General features: G+C 57.4%; 14 protein-coding genes. 6 read left to right on the top strand and 8 right to left on the bottom strand.

The window, feature by feature from the left end; genetic code table 11:
- Positions 1-40: 40 nt before the first annotated feature.
- The 4 genes from BW974_RS04515 to BW974_RS04530 all read right to left on the bottom strand — a co-directional run bounded on the left by BW974_RS04515 (position 41) and on the right by BW974_RS04530 (position 6,107).
- Positions 41-2,143: a hypothetical protein gene (locus BW974_RS04515; RefSeq protein WP_076428389.1), complete on the bottom strand. Its 2,103-nt coding sequence runs from the start codon at positions 2,141-2,143 to the stop codon at positions 41-43.
- 155 nt (positions 2,144-2,298) lie between these two features.
- A complete protein-coding gene (locus BW974_RS04520) occupies positions 2,299-4,392 on the bottom strand; it encodes a hypothetical protein (RefSeq protein WP_139328813.1) in 2,094 nt (697 codons plus the stop codon).
- A gap of 23 nt (positions 4,393-4,415) precedes the next feature.
- On the bottom strand, positions 4,416-5,117 hold the full coding sequence (locus BW974_RS04525) for a DUF7504 family protein (protein WP_076428393.1): 702 nt from the start codon (positions 5,115-5,117) through the stop codon (positions 4,416-4,418).
- Positions 5,118-5,174: 57 nt separating this feature from the next.
- On the bottom strand, positions 5,175-6,107 hold the full coding sequence (locus BW974_RS04530; RefSeq protein ID WP_139328814.1) for a methyl-accepting chemotaxis protein: 933 nt from the start codon (positions 6,105-6,107) through the stop codon (positions 5,175-5,177).
- A 178-nt stretch (positions 6,108-6,285) separates the two neighbouring features.
- On the opposite strand from BW974_RS04530, the gene BW974_RS04535 reads away from it, so the two are divergent.
- The 5 genes from BW974_RS04535 (at position 6,286) to BW974_RS04555 (ending at position 9,522) form a co-directional block, all read left to right on the top strand.
- Positions 6,286-6,810, top strand: coding sequence for a DUF8114 family protein (locus tag BW974_RS04535; protein WP_076428396.1), 525 nt, complete (start codon positions 6,286-6,288; stop codon positions 6,808-6,810).
- Positions 6,807-7,556 (top strand): RNA methyltransferase, encoded by a 750-nt coding sequence (locus BW974_RS04540; protein WP_076428398.1) that lies wholly within the window; start codon positions 6,807-6,809, stop codon positions 7,554-7,556. Before BW974_RS04535 ends, BW974_RS04540 begins: the two co-directional genes overlap by 4 nt.
- Positions 7,557-7,591: 35 nt before the next feature.
- A complete protein-coding gene (locus BW974_RS04545; RefSeq protein ID WP_076428400.1) occupies positions 7,592-8,428 on the top strand; it encodes a phosphatase PAP2 family protein in 837 nt (278 codons plus the stop codon).
- 147 nt (positions 8,429-8,575) lie between these two features.
- Positions 8,576-8,959, top strand: coding sequence for a universal stress protein (locus tag BW974_RS04550; RefSeq protein WP_076428402.1), 384 nt, complete (start codon positions 8,576-8,578; stop codon positions 8,957-8,959).
- Between the two features lie 47 nt (positions 8,960-9,006).
- Positions 9,007-9,522: an HPP family protein gene (locus tag BW974_RS04555; protein WP_076428403.1), complete on the top strand. Its 516-nt coding sequence runs from the start codon at positions 9,007-9,009 to the stop codon at positions 9,520-9,522.
- 124 nt (positions 9,523-9,646) lie between these two features.
- Here the strand turns inward: BW974_RS04555 and BW974_RS04560 are convergent, their stop codons facing one another.
- On the bottom strand, positions 9,647-10,507 hold the full coding sequence (locus BW974_RS04560) for a formate/nitrite transporter family protein (RefSeq protein ID WP_076428405.1): 861 nt from the start codon (positions 10,505-10,507) through the stop codon (positions 9,647-9,649).
- Positions 10,508-10,642: 135 nt separating this feature from the next.
- Positions 10,643-12,511 (bottom strand): Glu-tRNA(Gln) amidotransferase subunit GatE, encoded by a 1,869-nt coding sequence (gatE, locus tag BW974_RS04565; protein WP_076428407.1) that lies wholly within the window; start codon positions 12,509-12,511, stop codon positions 10,643-10,645.
- Positions 12,512-12,738: 227 nt separating this feature from the next.
- On the opposite strand from gatE, the gene BW974_RS04570 reads away from it, so the two are divergent.
- Positions 12,739-13,908, top strand: coding sequence for a hybrid sensor histidine kinase/response regulator (locus BW974_RS04570; protein ID WP_076428409.1), 1,170 nt, complete (start codon positions 12,739-12,741; stop codon positions 13,906-13,908).
- 18 nt (positions 13,909-13,926) lie between these two features.
- Here BW974_RS04570 and BW974_RS04575 read toward each other — a convergent pair whose 3' ends face one another.
- Together BW974_RS04575 and BW974_RS04580 are read right to left on the bottom strand one after the other, a co-directional pair.
- A complete protein-coding gene (locus tag BW974_RS04575) occupies positions 13,927-15,402 on the bottom strand; it encodes a PH domain-containing protein (protein ID WP_076428411.1) in 1,476 nt (491 codons plus the stop codon).
- Positions 15,399-15,860 (bottom strand): PH domain-containing protein, encoded by a 462-nt coding sequence (locus BW974_RS04580; protein WP_076428413.1) that lies wholly within the window; start codon positions 15,858-15,860, stop codon positions 15,399-15,401. Before BW974_RS04580 ends, BW974_RS04575 begins: the two co-directional genes overlap by 4 nt.
- Positions 15,861-15,926 lie beyond the last annotated feature (66 nt).

Raw genomic sequence — 15,926 nt, forward strand, 5'->3', positions numbered from 1 at the left:
ACTCGAAGTCAGGGAAGAGGAAGAATAAAAGTCGGCCCTTTCAGGTGAGGTCGGCCGCGGTGATGTCGTCGCTCCAGTAGTAGTCGCCGTCGTATTCGACAGGATGGTCGTATTTGTTCAGGTAAGAATTCAGTTCATCAGCATTCATTTCAAATGTGTCAATATGACCAGGACACAAGTAGAACGTGTCACTATCTCCGTGAAAGTATTGATATATTGCACCGGTATCGAATTGGGGGACAAGAGAGACATATTCTTTGACAATGAATATGTCCCTATTCGGTTTAATTTCTAGATATGGACAAACACCAAACGCTGCCTGACAAAGTGACATTCCACCATCTCCAACGATGATGTATTGGTGCCCAGTTAGCGTCTCTTCTTGTACGAACGACAGCGAAGCTCGCAGTGTAAATCCCGCATTGAGAAGTCGAGCTAACGTCCGTCCTACTTTCGTTGCACTTCTGTTCGCCACATCTGAAAGAGTGACTATGCCTGCTTGGCTTCCCTTTTTAACTAATGCTTCTCCCTGTCTGTATGACCGACAGGCATTGAGTAAAAATGCTTGCACACCAACTGTTTCGAGTGTCGTTGTGTCTACCGTTCCATCAACGCACTGGATTCCTTGATGATCAACATGGCCGATATAGTGAAGAAAGTCAATCGGCTCGTTCAGCATTTTGCGAAGTTCATCTGTTGTCAGGTCGTATGCAATGTCAACGTCGTACTTTACGAGGTCACGGAAGCCGTACAGTTCTTTTACTTTGTCCTCTGCCTTCATACCCTCGTCGTTGCAGACAATTTGAATCCGGATATCCGATTGTTCGGCAGGTTCTTGTTCGATACGCCGCCGCCGAGAGTCAACTGTGAGTTTATTACTTCCGAGCGGACATCCCCTACCAACCCACGCATGCTCCATAGTGTTTGTCGGCGTTGGCTCTACAACCAACTCACTCGATGGGTCTGACTCTCCGTCCATCGATGTAGTTCGACAAAATTCTGCGACTGCAGGAGGTTGTGGACGGAGTGGTTTTCCCGTCGGCTTTGCCGGGCAACGAACGAGTGAGAGGTCATCCGCAACAAACGGAAGAATTCCAATGTTTTCAGGCGTTGGGACAATATCGGTCGTCAGATGCCACTGTGGCATGTGCGGTTCGAGTATTTCTGAGGGAATGGTGAGATATGTTGTGAGTTGCTCTGCAAGTGAGGAGTCGTACAAATCGGTGAAATCGATGTCGAGCTGTTCTTTCACCGCCTGACATGACTGTATGGTATAATCGTAGTACCCCTCGGTTCGTGTTACGCAGTCGAGAAAGAATACTTGCTGAAGCGTATCAGCGACCGTTTGTTCGAAATCAGCAGACCCCGTGAGTGAATATTCGAAGTCATCAGCAACAAGCCGAGGGGACTGTCCGGGAACGACTTTCGCACCGAGATAAAACGCGAGTGGCGTTACTGTATATACTGAGGCATACTCTCGTGGAACTTCGATTTCGATTTCCGTATCGGGACGTTCGATGGATTTCGGTACTGAAAATTCGGCTCCCGATTCAATGAGTGGTGGATGGCCACGTAGCGTCGGAAACGACCGCTCCGGACTCGTGGTTTTCAGTGCCGACCCAAACAATGACACCGCTCGCATTACGTCTCGAACATCCTCGGTGACTGTTATTACATCTGAAGGTTGTCGATGCAGTGACCGGGCAGCGACACGTACTGACTGCTCCCTATTGAAATCTATTACGGTGTTTCCATCCCTGCACGTCACATCCACAGCGGATTCCACACCAATGTAGATTTTCATCGGTGATGTTCCAAACGTCAGATAATATTTTCTCTTTGGCATCGATAGAAAACCTACACTCGGATTAAAGTGCTCAATAGTATCGTTTCCTTTCCAAAAGTTGACTTCGACCCGTTTCGGAAGACAAATCGTCGCCGTCGAAAATTCGACTGCAGAATCCATCGGAAACGGAAACCCGTCCGTACTCGCAGATCGCAGTGAAACCGCTTTTGGCGTATAGAACTCAAACCGAGCTTTCTCTATCGGGTCGTGAATCTCGACACCTATTGGATTCGTAATTGTATCGAACACCGGAACAGACGACCTGTCTCTACCAGTCGGCGAAATCGAATCAGCCATCTCGAACCCACTCCGTTAGTTGGTAGTCGTATCCGAAAACCACAGTAGACGAATCCTGCCATGGCAAACCATGCATAGGTTCAGCACGTTGCCGGGTTTCGGAGACACTCTGCATATGTAAACGAGTGCAGTGCAAGGATAAAAATTAGTCCGTCTCAGCAGAGGTCGGCCGCGGTGATGTCGTCGCTCCAGTAGAGGTCACCGTCGTACTCAAACGGCATAGATTCCAGTTCGAAGAAGCCATCCAGTTCCTCTGCGGTCAGTTCGAAGGTGTCGAGTGTGCCGGAGCCTAAATACACGTTTTCTGTAACGTCCAAAAGGACGTCATTGTACATACCGATAGAGAACTGCTGGTTGACGTATAACCGCAGTTCGAGCAAATATTTCTCCTCGTCAGTGCGCGAGACGTGACCGTAATAGCACGCCCCGGACTGCGGTTGGCAAAGCGACATTCCCCCGTCGCCTATCGTGATGTACTCGTAGCCAGAAAGGGTTTGCTTTCTGGCGATTGAGAGTGCGACTCGGAACGGGAACCCGACGTTGAGGTGACGCGCGAGAGTTCGCCCGACCTTCGTCGCGGTCGGGTTGGAAACGTCGGAGAGGGTGACGACGCCTGCGTGGCTTCCCTTTTCTATCAGTTCGGTTCCTTGCTCGTATGACCGACAGGCGTTGAGGAGAAACGTTCTGACTTGGACGTTCTCTATGTCACGGCAATCGAGAATTCCGTCCGCACACTGGATACCGTCGTAATCGACGTGACCGATGTAGTGGAGGAAGTCGATGGGACTCGCCAATAGGTCACGAAGTTCGGTAGTTGTGAGGTCGTATGCAATCTCGACGTCGTAGTCGACTAACTTCCGAAAGCCGTACATTTCTTTGACGATTCCTTCGGCTCGCATCGCTTCGTCGTTACAGACCACCCGAATACGGATGTTCGACCGGTCGGGAGCGGTTCGTTCGATGCGCCGCTGAAGCGAGGTGAGCGTCACTTTGTTGCTTCCGAGCGGGCATCCCTCGCCGACCCACGCGTGCTCGACGCTGTCGGTCGGTTCCGGTTCGACGGTGAGTCGATCGGGAGGCATCGCTCGTGGTTCCGATTCCGACTCCGACTCCGTGCCTCGACAGAAATCACCGATTTTCGTCGGCGGTGCTCGCGTCGGATTTTTCTTCGGTTCCGTCGGACAGCGCACGAGTGAGAGGTCGTCCGCAATGAACGGGAGAACTTCGACGTTTTCGGGCGTCGGTGTCACGTCTGTCGTGAGGTGCCACTTCGGACTGCTCGTTTCGAGCAGTTCGAACGGGACGGAAAAGTACGCCGCCAGTCGCTCCGCAAGTGGCATCTCGTACAGCGCGGCGTAATCGAGGTCGATACGTGATTCGACTTGCTGACGCTCGTGCAGTGGCATCTGATACAATCCTTCAGTTCTGGTGAGACAGTCGAGAAAGAACAGATGCTGAAGGGCTCGCCCAACTTCGGTTTCGTAGCCTGCTGGCCCATCAAGTTCGTACTCTGCCCCGTTGGCAACGAGACGCGGACTGGTTCCAGGAACGACCTTTGCGCCGAGATAGTACGCGAGCGACGTAGCGGGATATACGTATTCACGGGTCGGTGGGATAACCAGTTCGACCCCGGTATCCGGGCGTTCGATACCATCCGACACGGAGAATTTCTCGCCGCGTTCGATGGTCGGCGGGTGGCCTCGCAGGGTCGGAAACGAGCGTTCTGGACTCGTCGTTTTCAGCGCCGACCCGAGGAGCGAAACTGCTCGCATCGTGGCATCCACATCGTCGGGAACCGTTATCGTCCCGGCAGGGCGTTCGTGGAGGGAGCGGGCACCGAGCGTTACGACTGACTCCGATCCCAGTTCGATGACCGTGTTCGATCCGGTGGCGGATATCGTCACCGGACTGTTGACAGCAAGATATAGTTTGATTGGGAGGACATCAAACTCTAGATAGGACGCGCCGCGAGAGGAAGCGGAACGTTCTGTTTCGCCAGACCAACTGAATACGATTTCGAAATTTTGGTTGCGACCATAGACGCCGAGCAGTTTCGGCACGACGATTCTGTCAGTCGAAAACGTCACCGCCGAGGTGACTGGGAACTGGTAGTTATCGACACTCTTGGGACGAAGGGTCGGAGACGAAGACGTGTGAAGTTCGAACCGAATCTGCTCGATTGGGTCGTACACTAACACGCCGAACGGGTCCGAAATCGTCTCGAACTCGGGTCGAGGCGAATTGCTCATGTCGGTCGAAAAAGAGACGTCAGTCATAGTCGCACCCAGTTCGTCATTTGGTCGTACTGTGGAACGTGCCATCGTTGTTCCGGCACGAGACTGTCCGTCTGGCGCAGTTCGACGCGGGCGTCGAACAGCGGGGATAACTCTTGGACGATGTCTCCGTCGTCGGGCAGTGGGAGGTGATAATGGGCCATTCCCGAAACGCCCCTGATGAGGGCCGTCACTGTCCGAATAAATCGTTCGACGGCCGATTGGTCGTGCTGTTCGAGCGGTTTGACGAGCGAGTCCAGTGAAAGGCGGAGTTCCGCGGAACCGAGTCCGTCGGCCCACTCGTCGTAGAAGCTAACCGCGGTGACGATTTCCGAACGAAGTTCGCGGAGCGGGTCGTCCGAGGAACTGGTCGAGTTCGGAATCGTTGGCATGGGTATCGAATCGACGATTGCGCGCTCGTCGTTACCCCAGTCGATGACCCAGACGCTCGAGTCGTCGGTCGTCGTTCCGGCGGGAAGTTTCGAATTTGCGTATTTGGCTGTTTTTCCCATAAACACCAGCACGCGCTTTCTCTCTTCCGTCGAAGCCCCGAGAAGTTGTATCGTCGTCCGGTTCGTCGTTGTTTCAGAGACTCGCCCCGTGACGAGAATATTACAGCCCTGTCGCTTGAATTCGGAGAGAACGTCGTGGAAATCGGGCGAATTACCCCCACCACGGAACGAAATCTCTGCGGGACGCATTGTTAGATAACTGATGGAACCGAAAAGAGATAAAAATTTGGATGGTAGCGGTAAATGTTACTCGGCCATCTCTTCCATCGCGTCGTTGATGTCCCGGATTGCCATCGTCTGTTCTTCGACGGCAGCGGCGACTTCGCCCGTTTCGTCGCCAATCGTGGTCGCGTTCTGTGCCGTTTGGTCAACCATCGACGCGACTTCCTCGGCGCTGGCGGCTTGTTCGTCCGTCGCGTCGGCAACTTCTTCGATGCCGAGCGTCGCTTCCTCGACAGCCTCGCCGATTTCGTCGAGGCTGTCCATCGCGACATCGACCTGTTCGATGCTGGCTTCTATCTCCTCTTCGCCTTCGTCCAATCGCGTGACAGCACTTTCCGCATCTCCCTGAATCCTCGTCACCATTCCTTCGATGTCCCCGGCCTGTTCTTGTGACTGTGTCGCCAACTCCTTGATTTCGTCCGCGACGACGGCGAACCCTCGGCCTGCTTCGCCCGCGCGGGCGGCCTCGATGGAGGCGTTGAGCGCGAGGAGGTTCGTCTGGTCGGCGATTGTGTTGATGATTTCGGTTATTTCGCCGATTTCCTCGATACCTTCCCGGATGGTGTACACGTCACGCGCGACGTTCGCGGTCAACTGCTGTATCGTCTCCATCGCCGAAACGACATCTTCCGCGGAGTCCTGCCCGTCCTTTGCCCGGTCGCGCGCCTGTTCGCTCGCCGCAGAAACCTGCTCGGCGGACGCGGCAACTTGTTGAATCGCGGCGCTCAGCTCCGACACTTCGGTCGCGACGGTTTTCATTCCGGTGGACTGTTCGCTCGAAAGCGCCGCGATTTCGCCGACGCTTTCGGCGATTTCCCCAGACGATTCGTACAGTTCGAGCAGTCCCTCGCGCGCTTCGTTTACATCGTCGTTTGCGGATTCCGTGTCGAGAAGGCCGTCTTCGATGTCCGAATCGAGTTCGACTCCAGTCGTCTTTCGCCCCATTTGTTGCGCCATGGGCTAATATTTTACTCATACAATATATAATTTCCCAGATATATTATCAAACAGATATTGGGCGATAAAAATCATTATCTAATATCGTATGGTGATGCTGTGAAACGATGGTGCGGAAGTTTCATCCGCCGGCCCACAGACACGCTCTTTTTGTCCTTGCAGTCGTTACGGAGGCATAATGGGTAAAGTGAGTATCGGGCTTCGCGGCTGGCGATTCGACGAGGACGAGGTGTTCACCGAGGACGGCAACTACCGACCGATGGACGAAATCTCCGACGATACGCAAAAGCGACTCGGACGGCTAACCGCGCTCGTCGGCACGCCCTGTGACGCCTGCTGGCTAATGCACGGCGACGAAAACCTCACGGACTGCAACGTGACCGAAGTCGTGTACGGCGAACCGCTCTCCGAAATCTCGGTCTGTTCGGAACACGAATCCGACTTCCTCTACTGGTATTTCGAGGAGGGCGGCGAGCAGTTCCGTGGCGAGGACGAACTGCAAGACGAGTTCCACGAATGGTTCGCCGACGGCGGGCGCGCACCAGAAGGCTACGGTTCGATGGAACACGTCGATACCGACCCCGACGATCTGCCGGAACCGCCGGAACCCGACCTCGAAGAGCTAAACGTCGAACTGCCCGAAGACGAACAGGAGAAAATCAACCTCCGCGACGTGGACATTTCGCAGGAATATCCGAAATGAAACCCGCCGTCGCCATCGTCGAACCGGAGACACCCGGCAACATCGGCACCATCGCGCGGGCGATGAAAAACTTTGGAATGGACGACCTGAAGCTCGTGAATCCGCCGGAAATCGAGCGCGACGGCGACGCCTACGGCTTCGCCGCGCAAGCCCGGAACGACGTGTTGCCGAACTACGACGAGGTGAGCTTCGACGAGTTGGTCGAAAACTACCACACCGTCGGGATGACCGCGACGACGAACGAGGACGCGAGTCGCCACGTTCGGTTTCCGTTCACGACGCCGCGCCAGTTGGCGGACAGTTTGGCCGAAGTCGAGACGGAAACCGTCCTCATCTTCGGACGCGAAGCGAACGGTCTGACGAACGACGAACTCGCGCGCGTAGACGAAGTTTGTTCGATTCCGGCCAGCGCGGAGTACCCTGCTCTCAATCTCGGACAGGCCGCAACGGTCACACTGTACGAACTCCGCGATTTGACCGTCGAAGAGTGCCAACTGCCCGATGTCGAGCGGGAGCGCGCGAACGAAGCGGAAATCGAGGGCTTTTACGAGACGTTCGCCGACCTGCTCGAAAGCAGCGGCCATCCAGAGGAAAAGCGACCCAAGGCCATGCGAATGATTCGGAGGATAATCGGGCGAGCACACCCGACTGGTCGGGAGATTACGACGCTCCGCGGTATCGTCCGTCGGGCAAATCAGCGCACAGAGGCGTCAGACGTGCGTCGAACGACCTGCAACGATAGGTAACTACTTTATGTCGTGTCGTCAGAGTAACTGGTAGCATGCTGTCTGCCCTCCACTTTCATTCCCTTCCCCTTGGAACCCAGTTCACACTGCTGGTAGCGGTTCCGAGCATCGCGACACTCATGGTCGGGAAAATCGTGTTTTTGCCGGATGCGAGTCTCCGCACCCTACTCCGCGATTTCCTCAAAACCGATTGGAAATACCTCGGCGTGGCGTGGGTCGTCACGAATATCGTCAACACCCTCGCACTTCATTTCCACGCCGGACGAACCTTCACTGAGTTCGTCTACGCCATCGAAGGCGCAACTGTCGCCACGTTTCAGGGAATCGCCTCGACGCCGCTGACGCTCCTGTTTACCGCGGTGTATCTCGTCGGGTTCCCGTTCGTCGTGCTGTTCACCTACTTCAAACTGAAGGCACACGACGAGGAGGAGGCGAAACGCTACGCGCTCGCCTACGTGTTCCTCGTACTGCTGTCGGTGCCCTTTTTCATCCTCTTCCCAGTGAAGGTGTCCTCTTTGTACCTGACCACCGTCGAACCGCTGATGTACGAACTCGACCCGGCAATCCAACACGGCATCTTCTCGACCGATACGCTGGTCAAGGCGTTCCCAAGCCTCCACACCGGACTGTCGGTTCTCGCGGCGCTGTACGCCCGAAAGGCGGGTACCGCTTACGCCTACACCATCAGCGTTCTCACGGTCGCAATCGTCTTCTCGACGCTGTATCTCGGCGTCCACTGGATAACCGACGCGGCCTTCGCAGTCGTTCTTGTCGCCTGTGCCTACTACCTCTCACAGCGGGTCAGCGAACCGCGCTGGTCGGTCGTTTCCCGAGAGGCGGTCGCCGCGGTGCGGCGAACCGCCGGTCGATAGAGATAGATTCGAGTCGTTTGTTGGCCGATACTGACTACGAGTCGAACGACTGCGGGCCGAGAGCGATTCATCGCTCTCGGCCCGCACGCCCGTCGTCTTAGTATCTCGGCATCAACGATTACGTGACTCGACACCATCTGTTCCGCCGTGACCAGACGACTTCTCATCGCGGTGGACGACTCGGAACCGGCGCGAAAAGCGGTCGAACACGTCCTTCGCCTCTTTCCGAAGGATACCATCGTCGCGCTGCACGTCACCGACCCGCTCGGCGAGAGTTACGGAGAGAGAGACGATTCGCCCGAGATATTCGACTGGGTGCGCGAGAGGGCGGACGAGCACGGCGCAACCGTCGAGACGGTCACCGAATCGGGTGACACCGCCGAAACCGTCGTTCAGTTCTCGGACGAAAACGACATCGATCAACTGTTCGTGGGGAGCCACGGCCGGTCGGGCGTCTCCAGAATCCTGCTGGGGAGCGTGGCGGAAACGCTCGTCAGAAATTCGCCGGTTCCGGTCACCGTCGTTCGCTAACGACTCGATACCGGGGTCGTTTTACTGGTCGATAGGAGAGTGAGCACATGGACAAGCGGGTGGCAACGAGCGTTCACACGGGGTTTCTCATCGCGGTACTCGGCGTGTTCGCGTGGTTAACCGGCTTTCCGATGCTGTTTCCGAGCCTCGGCCCGTCCGCGTTCGTGCTGGCCATGTTTCCGGACGGGGAGGCGAGCGACTCCCAACGGGTCGTCGGCAGTCACGCAATCGGCGTCGTCGCCGGGTTGCTCGCCTATCATCTCCTTGCGGGGGGCGTCACGATGACGACGCACGTGCCGCCGTTTTCGATGCCGGGGCTTCGACTCGCCGCTAGTAGCTGTATCGCCATCGTCCTCACCGTCGGCGGGATGTTGGCGTTCCGCGTTCGACATCCGCCAGCCTGCGCGACGACGCTCATCGTCGCGCTCGGGTTGTTGTCCAGTCCGATCGAAGGCGGCCTGATTCTCGTTGCCGTCGTCGTTCTCGTCGCGGTTCACGGACTGCTGTTGTTGGTCAACGAAATGACGGCGAAAAACGAACTGATAACTGATTTGACGAAATGACTCGACTGTTCCTAACGCCGGTATTCCGAATTGCCCTGCAGAACGTTTCTGCGGCGCATTCCGCAGTCAGTAGTAGGGGCAGTTGACCAATCGTGGTGATTCAAACCATCATGGCAACTCGAAATCAATCATTGCTGGCCGTATCGGGCGTGTCTTCGCTCGTCTCGTCCTCGACTTCGTAATCTTCCGAGAGCGCGACGTGGCCGTAGTTCACGAGCGCGACGAAGACGGTTCCGCCGACCACGTTGCCGAGCGTCGTCCAGCCGAGGAAGTGACCGAAATCGCCAAGCGTGACGCCTTGTCCCATGAACATCGCGGACAGCACTTCCGTGGTTCCGAGCAGGCAGTGATGGAACGGGCCGAGTCCGATTCCGGTGGTGACGATGACGACGAACAGGATTCGACTCACGGTGTCCCGACTGGCGGCCACGAGCCATGTGACGAGTCCCATGAGCCACCCCGCGATGACGCCGGAGAGGAAGATGACCCACGCTGGAAGCGGAATGAGTGCGTTCGCAAGGGTTCCGAACGCCGCGGGTTCCGCGATACCGAGGGCCGGGCCGAGAAGCGCGATGAATCCCGCGAACAGGACACAGCCGAGGAGGTTCGAGACGTAGACGACGCCCCACAGTTCGCCGAGTTCGGATTTTGAGGCTCGTCCGTCGAGCACCGGCAAAACGCCCATCGTCGTGTGCGCGGTGAACAGTTCCGTCTGACCCAGAACGACGAACAGAAAGCCGACGGACGAGGCGGCGGCGAGGAGAAACTGCTTGACTAACGGGGATGGGAACGACGGAGAAAACGTGAGCACCATCCCCATGAACAGCGCGCCAAAACTCACGTTGAGTCCAGCGGCCAACCCGGAGAGGAACAACCCTTTCGAGGGTCGATTGATTTCTTTCAGCGCGTTGTTGATTTCGCGTTCGAGGATATTTCCGTAGGAGAGCGTGGCCCCGGTCGGGTCAACCTCCGCGTCAGAACTCACGCAATTGTCCTCCGCTGGAGAGACGGCAAATTGCCGCCGGAGAGACGGCTATTCGATTGGAACATTCACACCGATTTTTCGTGCCCACCCGATAAAATCCTGCTGGCAAAAATCGAAATCAGAGGCGCTGTCGAATCAGGCTCGCTGTTGAATTTCCTCGCTGAGCACCTGACTCACGAGGTCACCATCCGCTTTCCCGCGCAGTTGTCCCATACATTCGCCCATCAGGCCGGAGAACGCGCCCATGCCTTCTTCTTCCACCTGTTCCTCGTTTCGTTCGACGACAGTGACGACTGCCTCGCGGACTTCGTCTTCGCCGACACCAGCGAGGCCAGCCTCTTCGACCGCCTCCTCCGCCGACAGCTCCGGATTCTCGGCGAGAAGCGTCAGCACGTCGTTGACGCCCTCTTTCGCCAAGTCGCCGTCGCTGACGAGGTCGGTGACGGCGAGGAAATGCTCGTCGTCCAGATTCTCGACCGGAACGTCCTCACGCCGGAGTTCCGTCACCGTGCTTTCCAACAGTCCCGCGACGAACGTCGGGTCTGCGCCGGTTTCGACGGCGCGCTCGAACAGCGGCATCCGGCGACCGTAAGCGACCTGTTCGGCGAGTCCCGCGCCGAGCGAAAATTCCGATTGGTAGCGTTCGACCTTCTCGGTGAGCAGTTCGGGCGTCTCGACTTCTGTTGGGTCCAAATCGACCGGCGGAACGTCGGTTTCGGGGTACATCCGCGCCGCGCCCGGAAGCGGGCGGAGGTAGCGCGACGTTCCGTCCTCGTTCGCACCGCGGGTCTCCTCGGGAATTCCGTCAAGTGCGACTTCCGCGCGGTCTGCGGCGGCCTCGATTGCGCCGTCTGCGACCTCCGGGCTCGCGGCGACGATGGCGACAGCGTCGCTATCGTCAGCATCCACAGCATCGCGGAGCGCGGCAACTTCGTCCTCGGTGACGCCGTAGGCCGGAAGTTCGTCGGTGTGGAAGATACCGCCCGCACCGTGGCGTTTGGCGTGGTCGGAGAGTTCAGTTCCGAGGCGGCGGTCTGGCTGGATTTCCCGCCCGACGAGGCCGTCGAAGCCGAACAGGGGAACTGCGGTGACTTTGCCACCCGAATCGAGTGCGCCGCGAATGACGCCGCTTTCGGTGTCCTCGAAGACGCTCGTCACGTCTTGCACTTCGCCGACTTCCGCATCTCGGTCGTGGAGTTCGTCACGGATGGCGAGCAGTTCGACCTGTCGCCCGACCTCGTTGCGGACGAGGTCGTCGATGTCGTCCAGACTCTGGACACCCTTCATTTCGACGCGGGCACCTTCCGCGATGGAGACGTTCACGTCCTGTCGGATGGTGCCGAGGCCGCGCTTTACGTGGCCGGTCGAGCGCAGGAGCATCCCGATTCGCTCGGCGGCCTTGCGGGCCTGTTCGGGCGAACTGATGTCCGGTTTCGTGCCGATTTCGACGAGCGGGATGCCGAGTCGGTCGAGACTGTAGAGAACGCCTTCTTCTCGCTCTTCGATTCGCTGGGCGCTTTCTTCTTCGAGCATCAAATCTTCGACGCCGACCGGGCCGTCGCTCGTTTGGATTTCGCCGTCGGTTGCGACGAGCGTCGAACGCTGGAATCCGGACGTGTTCGACCCGTCAACGACGATTTTCCGCATGAGATGGGCTTGGTCGATAACGTCCATGTCGAGCAGTTGGGCGATTTCGAGGACGACCTCTCTGGCTTCCTCGTCCAGTCGGTGCGGCGGTTCTTCGTCTTCTTCGACGAGACAGGTGGTGTCGTAGGCGAGATACTCGAATTCGCGGTCGATTTGGCTCTCCTCCAAGGCCGCGTCGTCGATTTCGCCGAGTTCGCTCCGAGTCGGATGTAGATACCGGGTGAACGTTCGGGACGACGATTCGGGTTCGCGCAGTTCGGTCGGACACCCACAGAACAGTTTCGTCTCGGTGTCGAGTTGCTGGTGGATTTCTAGCCCTGCCACCAGACCGAGGTCCTCGTAATCGTACTCGCTCATTGGTGGGACGTGAGACGTGGAGGGGTAAAAAACCGTCCAGTTCGCACGAGTCGTTCGGGGTGGCGACCGGGGGAGAAACGAGTCGAACGGACGGAAGATTCCTGCCATATATACTATGTGAAATTGAGAGAATACCACACCTATTTTACCGGTTCCAAAACGCAAAATAGCAAGACTGCTCGCGGACGAGCAGAAAATATAAATCAAATACGGACAGAAACCCACGTATGAACGATTTCCTCGCGCTAGGAAATCTCGCCGAAAGCACGCCCATTCGAATCCTGCACGTGGATGATGACCCTGCGCGAGTCCGCCTTTCTACGACGCTGTTAGCTCAATATCTCCCGGACGCAGAAATCCACACCGAAACCGACCCGATAGTGGCTTGTAACCGTCTCGACACCGATTTAGCGGTCAACTGTATCGTCAGCGATTTCGATATGGGTTCGATGGACGGTCTCGAATTTCTAGAAGCGGTTCGAGGGCGATTTCCGAACCTTCCGTTCATCCTCTTTACGGGCAAGGGAAGCGAGGAAATCGCCAGCGAGGCGATTTCCGCGGGCGTCACGGATTACCTCCAGAAAGCTGCCGGTGCCGACCAGTACGCGGTGCTGGCAAACCGCATCGAAAACGTCGTCAGCCAGTATCGCGCGGAGCAAGCCGCCACATCGTACCAACGTCGGATACACACCGTCTACGAACGGGTGACGGACGCCTTTTTCGCGCTCGACGACGAGTGGCGGTTCACGTTTATCAACGGGAGAGGCGAACGACTACTGGACAAAGACGAAGCGGAACTGCTCGGAAAATCCGTCTGGGACGAATTTCCCGATGCCGTCAACTCACAGTTCGAAGACGAGTACCGAAACGCGATGGAAACACAACAACCGACCACGTTCGAGGCGTACTTCGACCCCCTCGAAACGCTGTTCGAAGTTCACGCCTACCCCTCCGAGGAAGGACTCTCCGTTTTCTTCCGAGATATCACTGCCGAAGACCGGATTCGAACGGAACACCGCAGGGAAAAGGAGGTGCTGGAGCAGGTGTTCGAGATGAGTCCGGTCGGTGTCGCTATCCTCGACGCCAAGGGAGCAATTACACGGGCCAACAACAGAATGGTAGAACTGCTCGAGATCACTGAAGAGGAAATAACGGACCGAACTTACGATTCGTCGCAGTGGCAGCTTACCGATAAAAACGGCGACCCGTTGCTGGACGAAAATCACCCACTCAGGCCAGTGTTTCTGGACGAGACGAGCGTCCGAGGTAAGCGATTCGGCTACGAGAGTCCTAGCGGAAAGTGGGACCTCTACTCGGTTAGCGCGGCACCGATTCACGACGAAAACGACGAATTAGAACGAGTCGTTGTCGCCGTGGAAGCCGTTTCTGAAGTGTAGGAGAAGGCGTAAAAGCCGTTACTCACTGCTGAACTGTTCTGGTTCTGTTTTTCTCATCCGAGCGCGACCCGCCCGTTCCTGAATCTGGCGTCCGAGTCTCCGCCGGACGAGTTCCCGAAACTCGCCCGCATCGTTCACGTCGATGTCGGCGGCGTGGGCCTCCTGTCCACCGAATCCGACCGAACTCGCCGTATCAACGAAGACGGTTCCCAATCGCCATCGGCGCTGAAAGATGGTTTCGCGCTGAATGACGGTCTGCACTCGGTAGTAGGGGACGACGTGGATTCGTCTGCGCCAGAAGCCGTTTCTCGTCTGGACGTGGTTTTCTCCGGCGTAGTAGCCGCGATGTTTCCACTGATACTGTCCGGCGACCGGCGCGAGGACGAGAAGCGCGAGCGTGGCGTACCAGAACTCGAACAGTCCCGTGAACCAGTCTACGGCGAATGCCAGTCCCGTGAGTCCCGCGACGACCAGCGCGTATCTGACGATGTACCGGCGTCGGGTTCGTTTCGGTGGCCGAGTGAAGGTCGGGTCGTCGAACGATTCGATGGAGTGAGCCAACCGGAGAACGCGCTCACGGGTTGCGAGAGGAATCGCCGCCTCCGACCCGCCGGAGGGCCCTTGTCCGGGCGCGTAGCCTGCAGTTTCGACCGAAAGGGTCGCGTATCCGGTGAGTCGCATGAGCGGATTCTCCTGAAGTGTGAGCGTCTGAATCTTGTCGAGGGGAATCGACCCGTCGTAGCGCTGGAGCAGGCCGCGTTCGTATCTGAGTTCGTCGTCAACGCGCAGCAGGGTGAAATCGTAGTAGCGCGCGAACGTCACCATCGCGCTGGCGACCCAGAGGACGAGCGCGGAAAGCAGCAGTTGAGCGAGTCCGAACAGAAACGACAGGCCGCCGAACGCCTCGTTCATGCCGGTGAAAAACGGAACGATGAAAAAGACTAGTCCGAAGACGCGGGGTTCTATCGAAATCGCGGATAACAAGAGCAGTTCCGGCGAGCGAATTTCGTACAGCACGTCGGGTTGGATTTCCTCTTCTTCGTCGCGGTCAGCGACTCCTCGCTTTCTGCGCTGAATTTCGCGCTGGAGTCGCCTCGCTTCGTCGTAGGCGACGAACCTGAGGCTGGCTTCCGTCTCGCCGCCGCCCGCGGTTTCGAACCCCACGAGCGCGATTCCCAGCACGCGCTGCACGATGTTTCGGCTGATGTCCACGTTCTGAATCCGTCGCAGTGGAATCTCCCGTCGTCGTCGCGAGATGACGCCGGAGTCGATGTCGAGCGAGCTGTCGGTGAGGACGTAGTCGAACCGGCGGTAGTAGACGACTTCCCAGAGTCCAGCGACGAGGAGTCCGGCGGCGACGAGGACGAGAACGATGCCGATGCTGATAGACTCCACCGCACCCGCGAGCGTCGTTCCGACGAAAAAGAGGGTGAGCGCGAGGCTCATGCTCCTCGTGAGCAGTCGGTAGGGTAGCGAGAGCGGGTGGAGTTTCATACCGCGTCCTCGTACTCGCTTTCGATTGCGAGGTTCCGAAGGCGGCGCTGGAGGTCTGACGCCCGTTCGGGCGTCAGACCGGGAATCGTCACGTCCGCGCCGCGCGACCCGGCGGTGTAGACGACGACGCTTCCGAGTCCGACCAACCGCTCGATGGGGCCGCGTTGGGTGTCAACGTGTTGAACCCGAACGAACGGAACGACCGTCGTAACGCGAGTGAACACGCCGCGTTCGAGATACAAATCGTCGTCGCGGATTTCGAACCGCCAGACGCGATATTTAAAAATCGTGTAGATACCACCGAAAACGAATATTACGACTGCAAGCGCGAGAGGAAGCCAGACCGCAATATCGAACACGAATCGACGTACCGCGAACAGCACCGCTCCGACGAATGCTGTCGTGGTGAGGACGCCCGCGAACCAGACGATTCTGACGCGGGAGTTCAGTGTCTCCATGCTTGCACATCGGGGGAGGCGGCGTATAAAAGTAGGCCCCACATATGCCCGCTGTCGGGTGCTATT

Source organism: Haladaptatus litoreus, assembly GCF_900156425.1.
Taxonomy (GTDB): domain Archaea; phylum Halobacteriota; class Halobacteria; order Halobacteriales; family Haladaptataceae; genus Haladaptatus; species Haladaptatus litoreus.

Bases quoted from the DNA above. Each gene is read 5' to 3' on its own strand.
- BW974_RS04515 (WP_076428389.1), bottom strand. From the start codon at position 2,143: ATGGCTGATTCGATTTCGCCGACTGGTAGAGACAGGTCGTCTGTTCCG.
- BW974_RS04535 (WP_076428396.1), top strand. From the start codon at position 6,286: ATGGGTAAAGTGAGTATCGGGCTTCGCGGCTGGCGATTCGACGAGGAC.
- gatE (WP_076428407.1), bottom strand. From the start codon at position 12,511: ATGAGCGAGTACGATTACGAGGACCTCGGTCTGGTGGCAGGGCTAGAA.
- BW974_RS04540 (WP_076428398.1), top strand. From the start codon at position 6,807: ATGAAACCCGCCGTCGCCATCGTCGAACCGGAGACACCCGGCAACATC.
- BW974_RS04520 (WP_139328813.1), bottom strand. From the start codon at position 4,392: ATGAGCAATTCGCCTCGACCCGAGTTCGAGACGATTTCGGACCCGTTC.
- BW974_RS04545 (WP_076428400.1), top strand. From the start codon at position 7,592: ATGCTGTCTGCCCTCCACTTTCATTCCCTTCCCCTTGGAACCCAGTTC.
- BW974_RS04575 (WP_076428411.1), bottom strand. From the start codon at position 15,402: ATGAAACTCCACCCGCTCTCGCTACCCTACCGACTGCTCACGAGGAGC.
- BW974_RS04555 (WP_076428403.1), top strand. From the start codon at position 9,007: ATGGACAAGCGGGTGGCAACGAGCGTTCACACGGGGTTTCTCATCGCG.
- BW974_RS04570 (WP_076428409.1), top strand. From the start codon at position 12,739: ATGAACGATTTCCTCGCGCTAGGAAATCTCGCCGAAAGCACGCCCATT.
- BW974_RS04530 (WP_139328814.1), bottom strand. From the start codon at position 6,107: ATGGCGCAACAAATGGGGCGAAAGACGACTGGAGTCGAACTCGATTCG.
- BW974_RS04580 (WP_076428413.1), bottom strand. From the start codon at position 15,860: ATGGAGACACTGAACTCCCGCGTCAGAATCGTCTGGTTCGCGGGCGTC.
- BW974_RS04525 (WP_076428393.1), bottom strand. From the start codon at position 5,117: ATGCGTCCCGCAGAGATTTCGTTCCGTGGTGGGGGTAATTCGCCCGAT.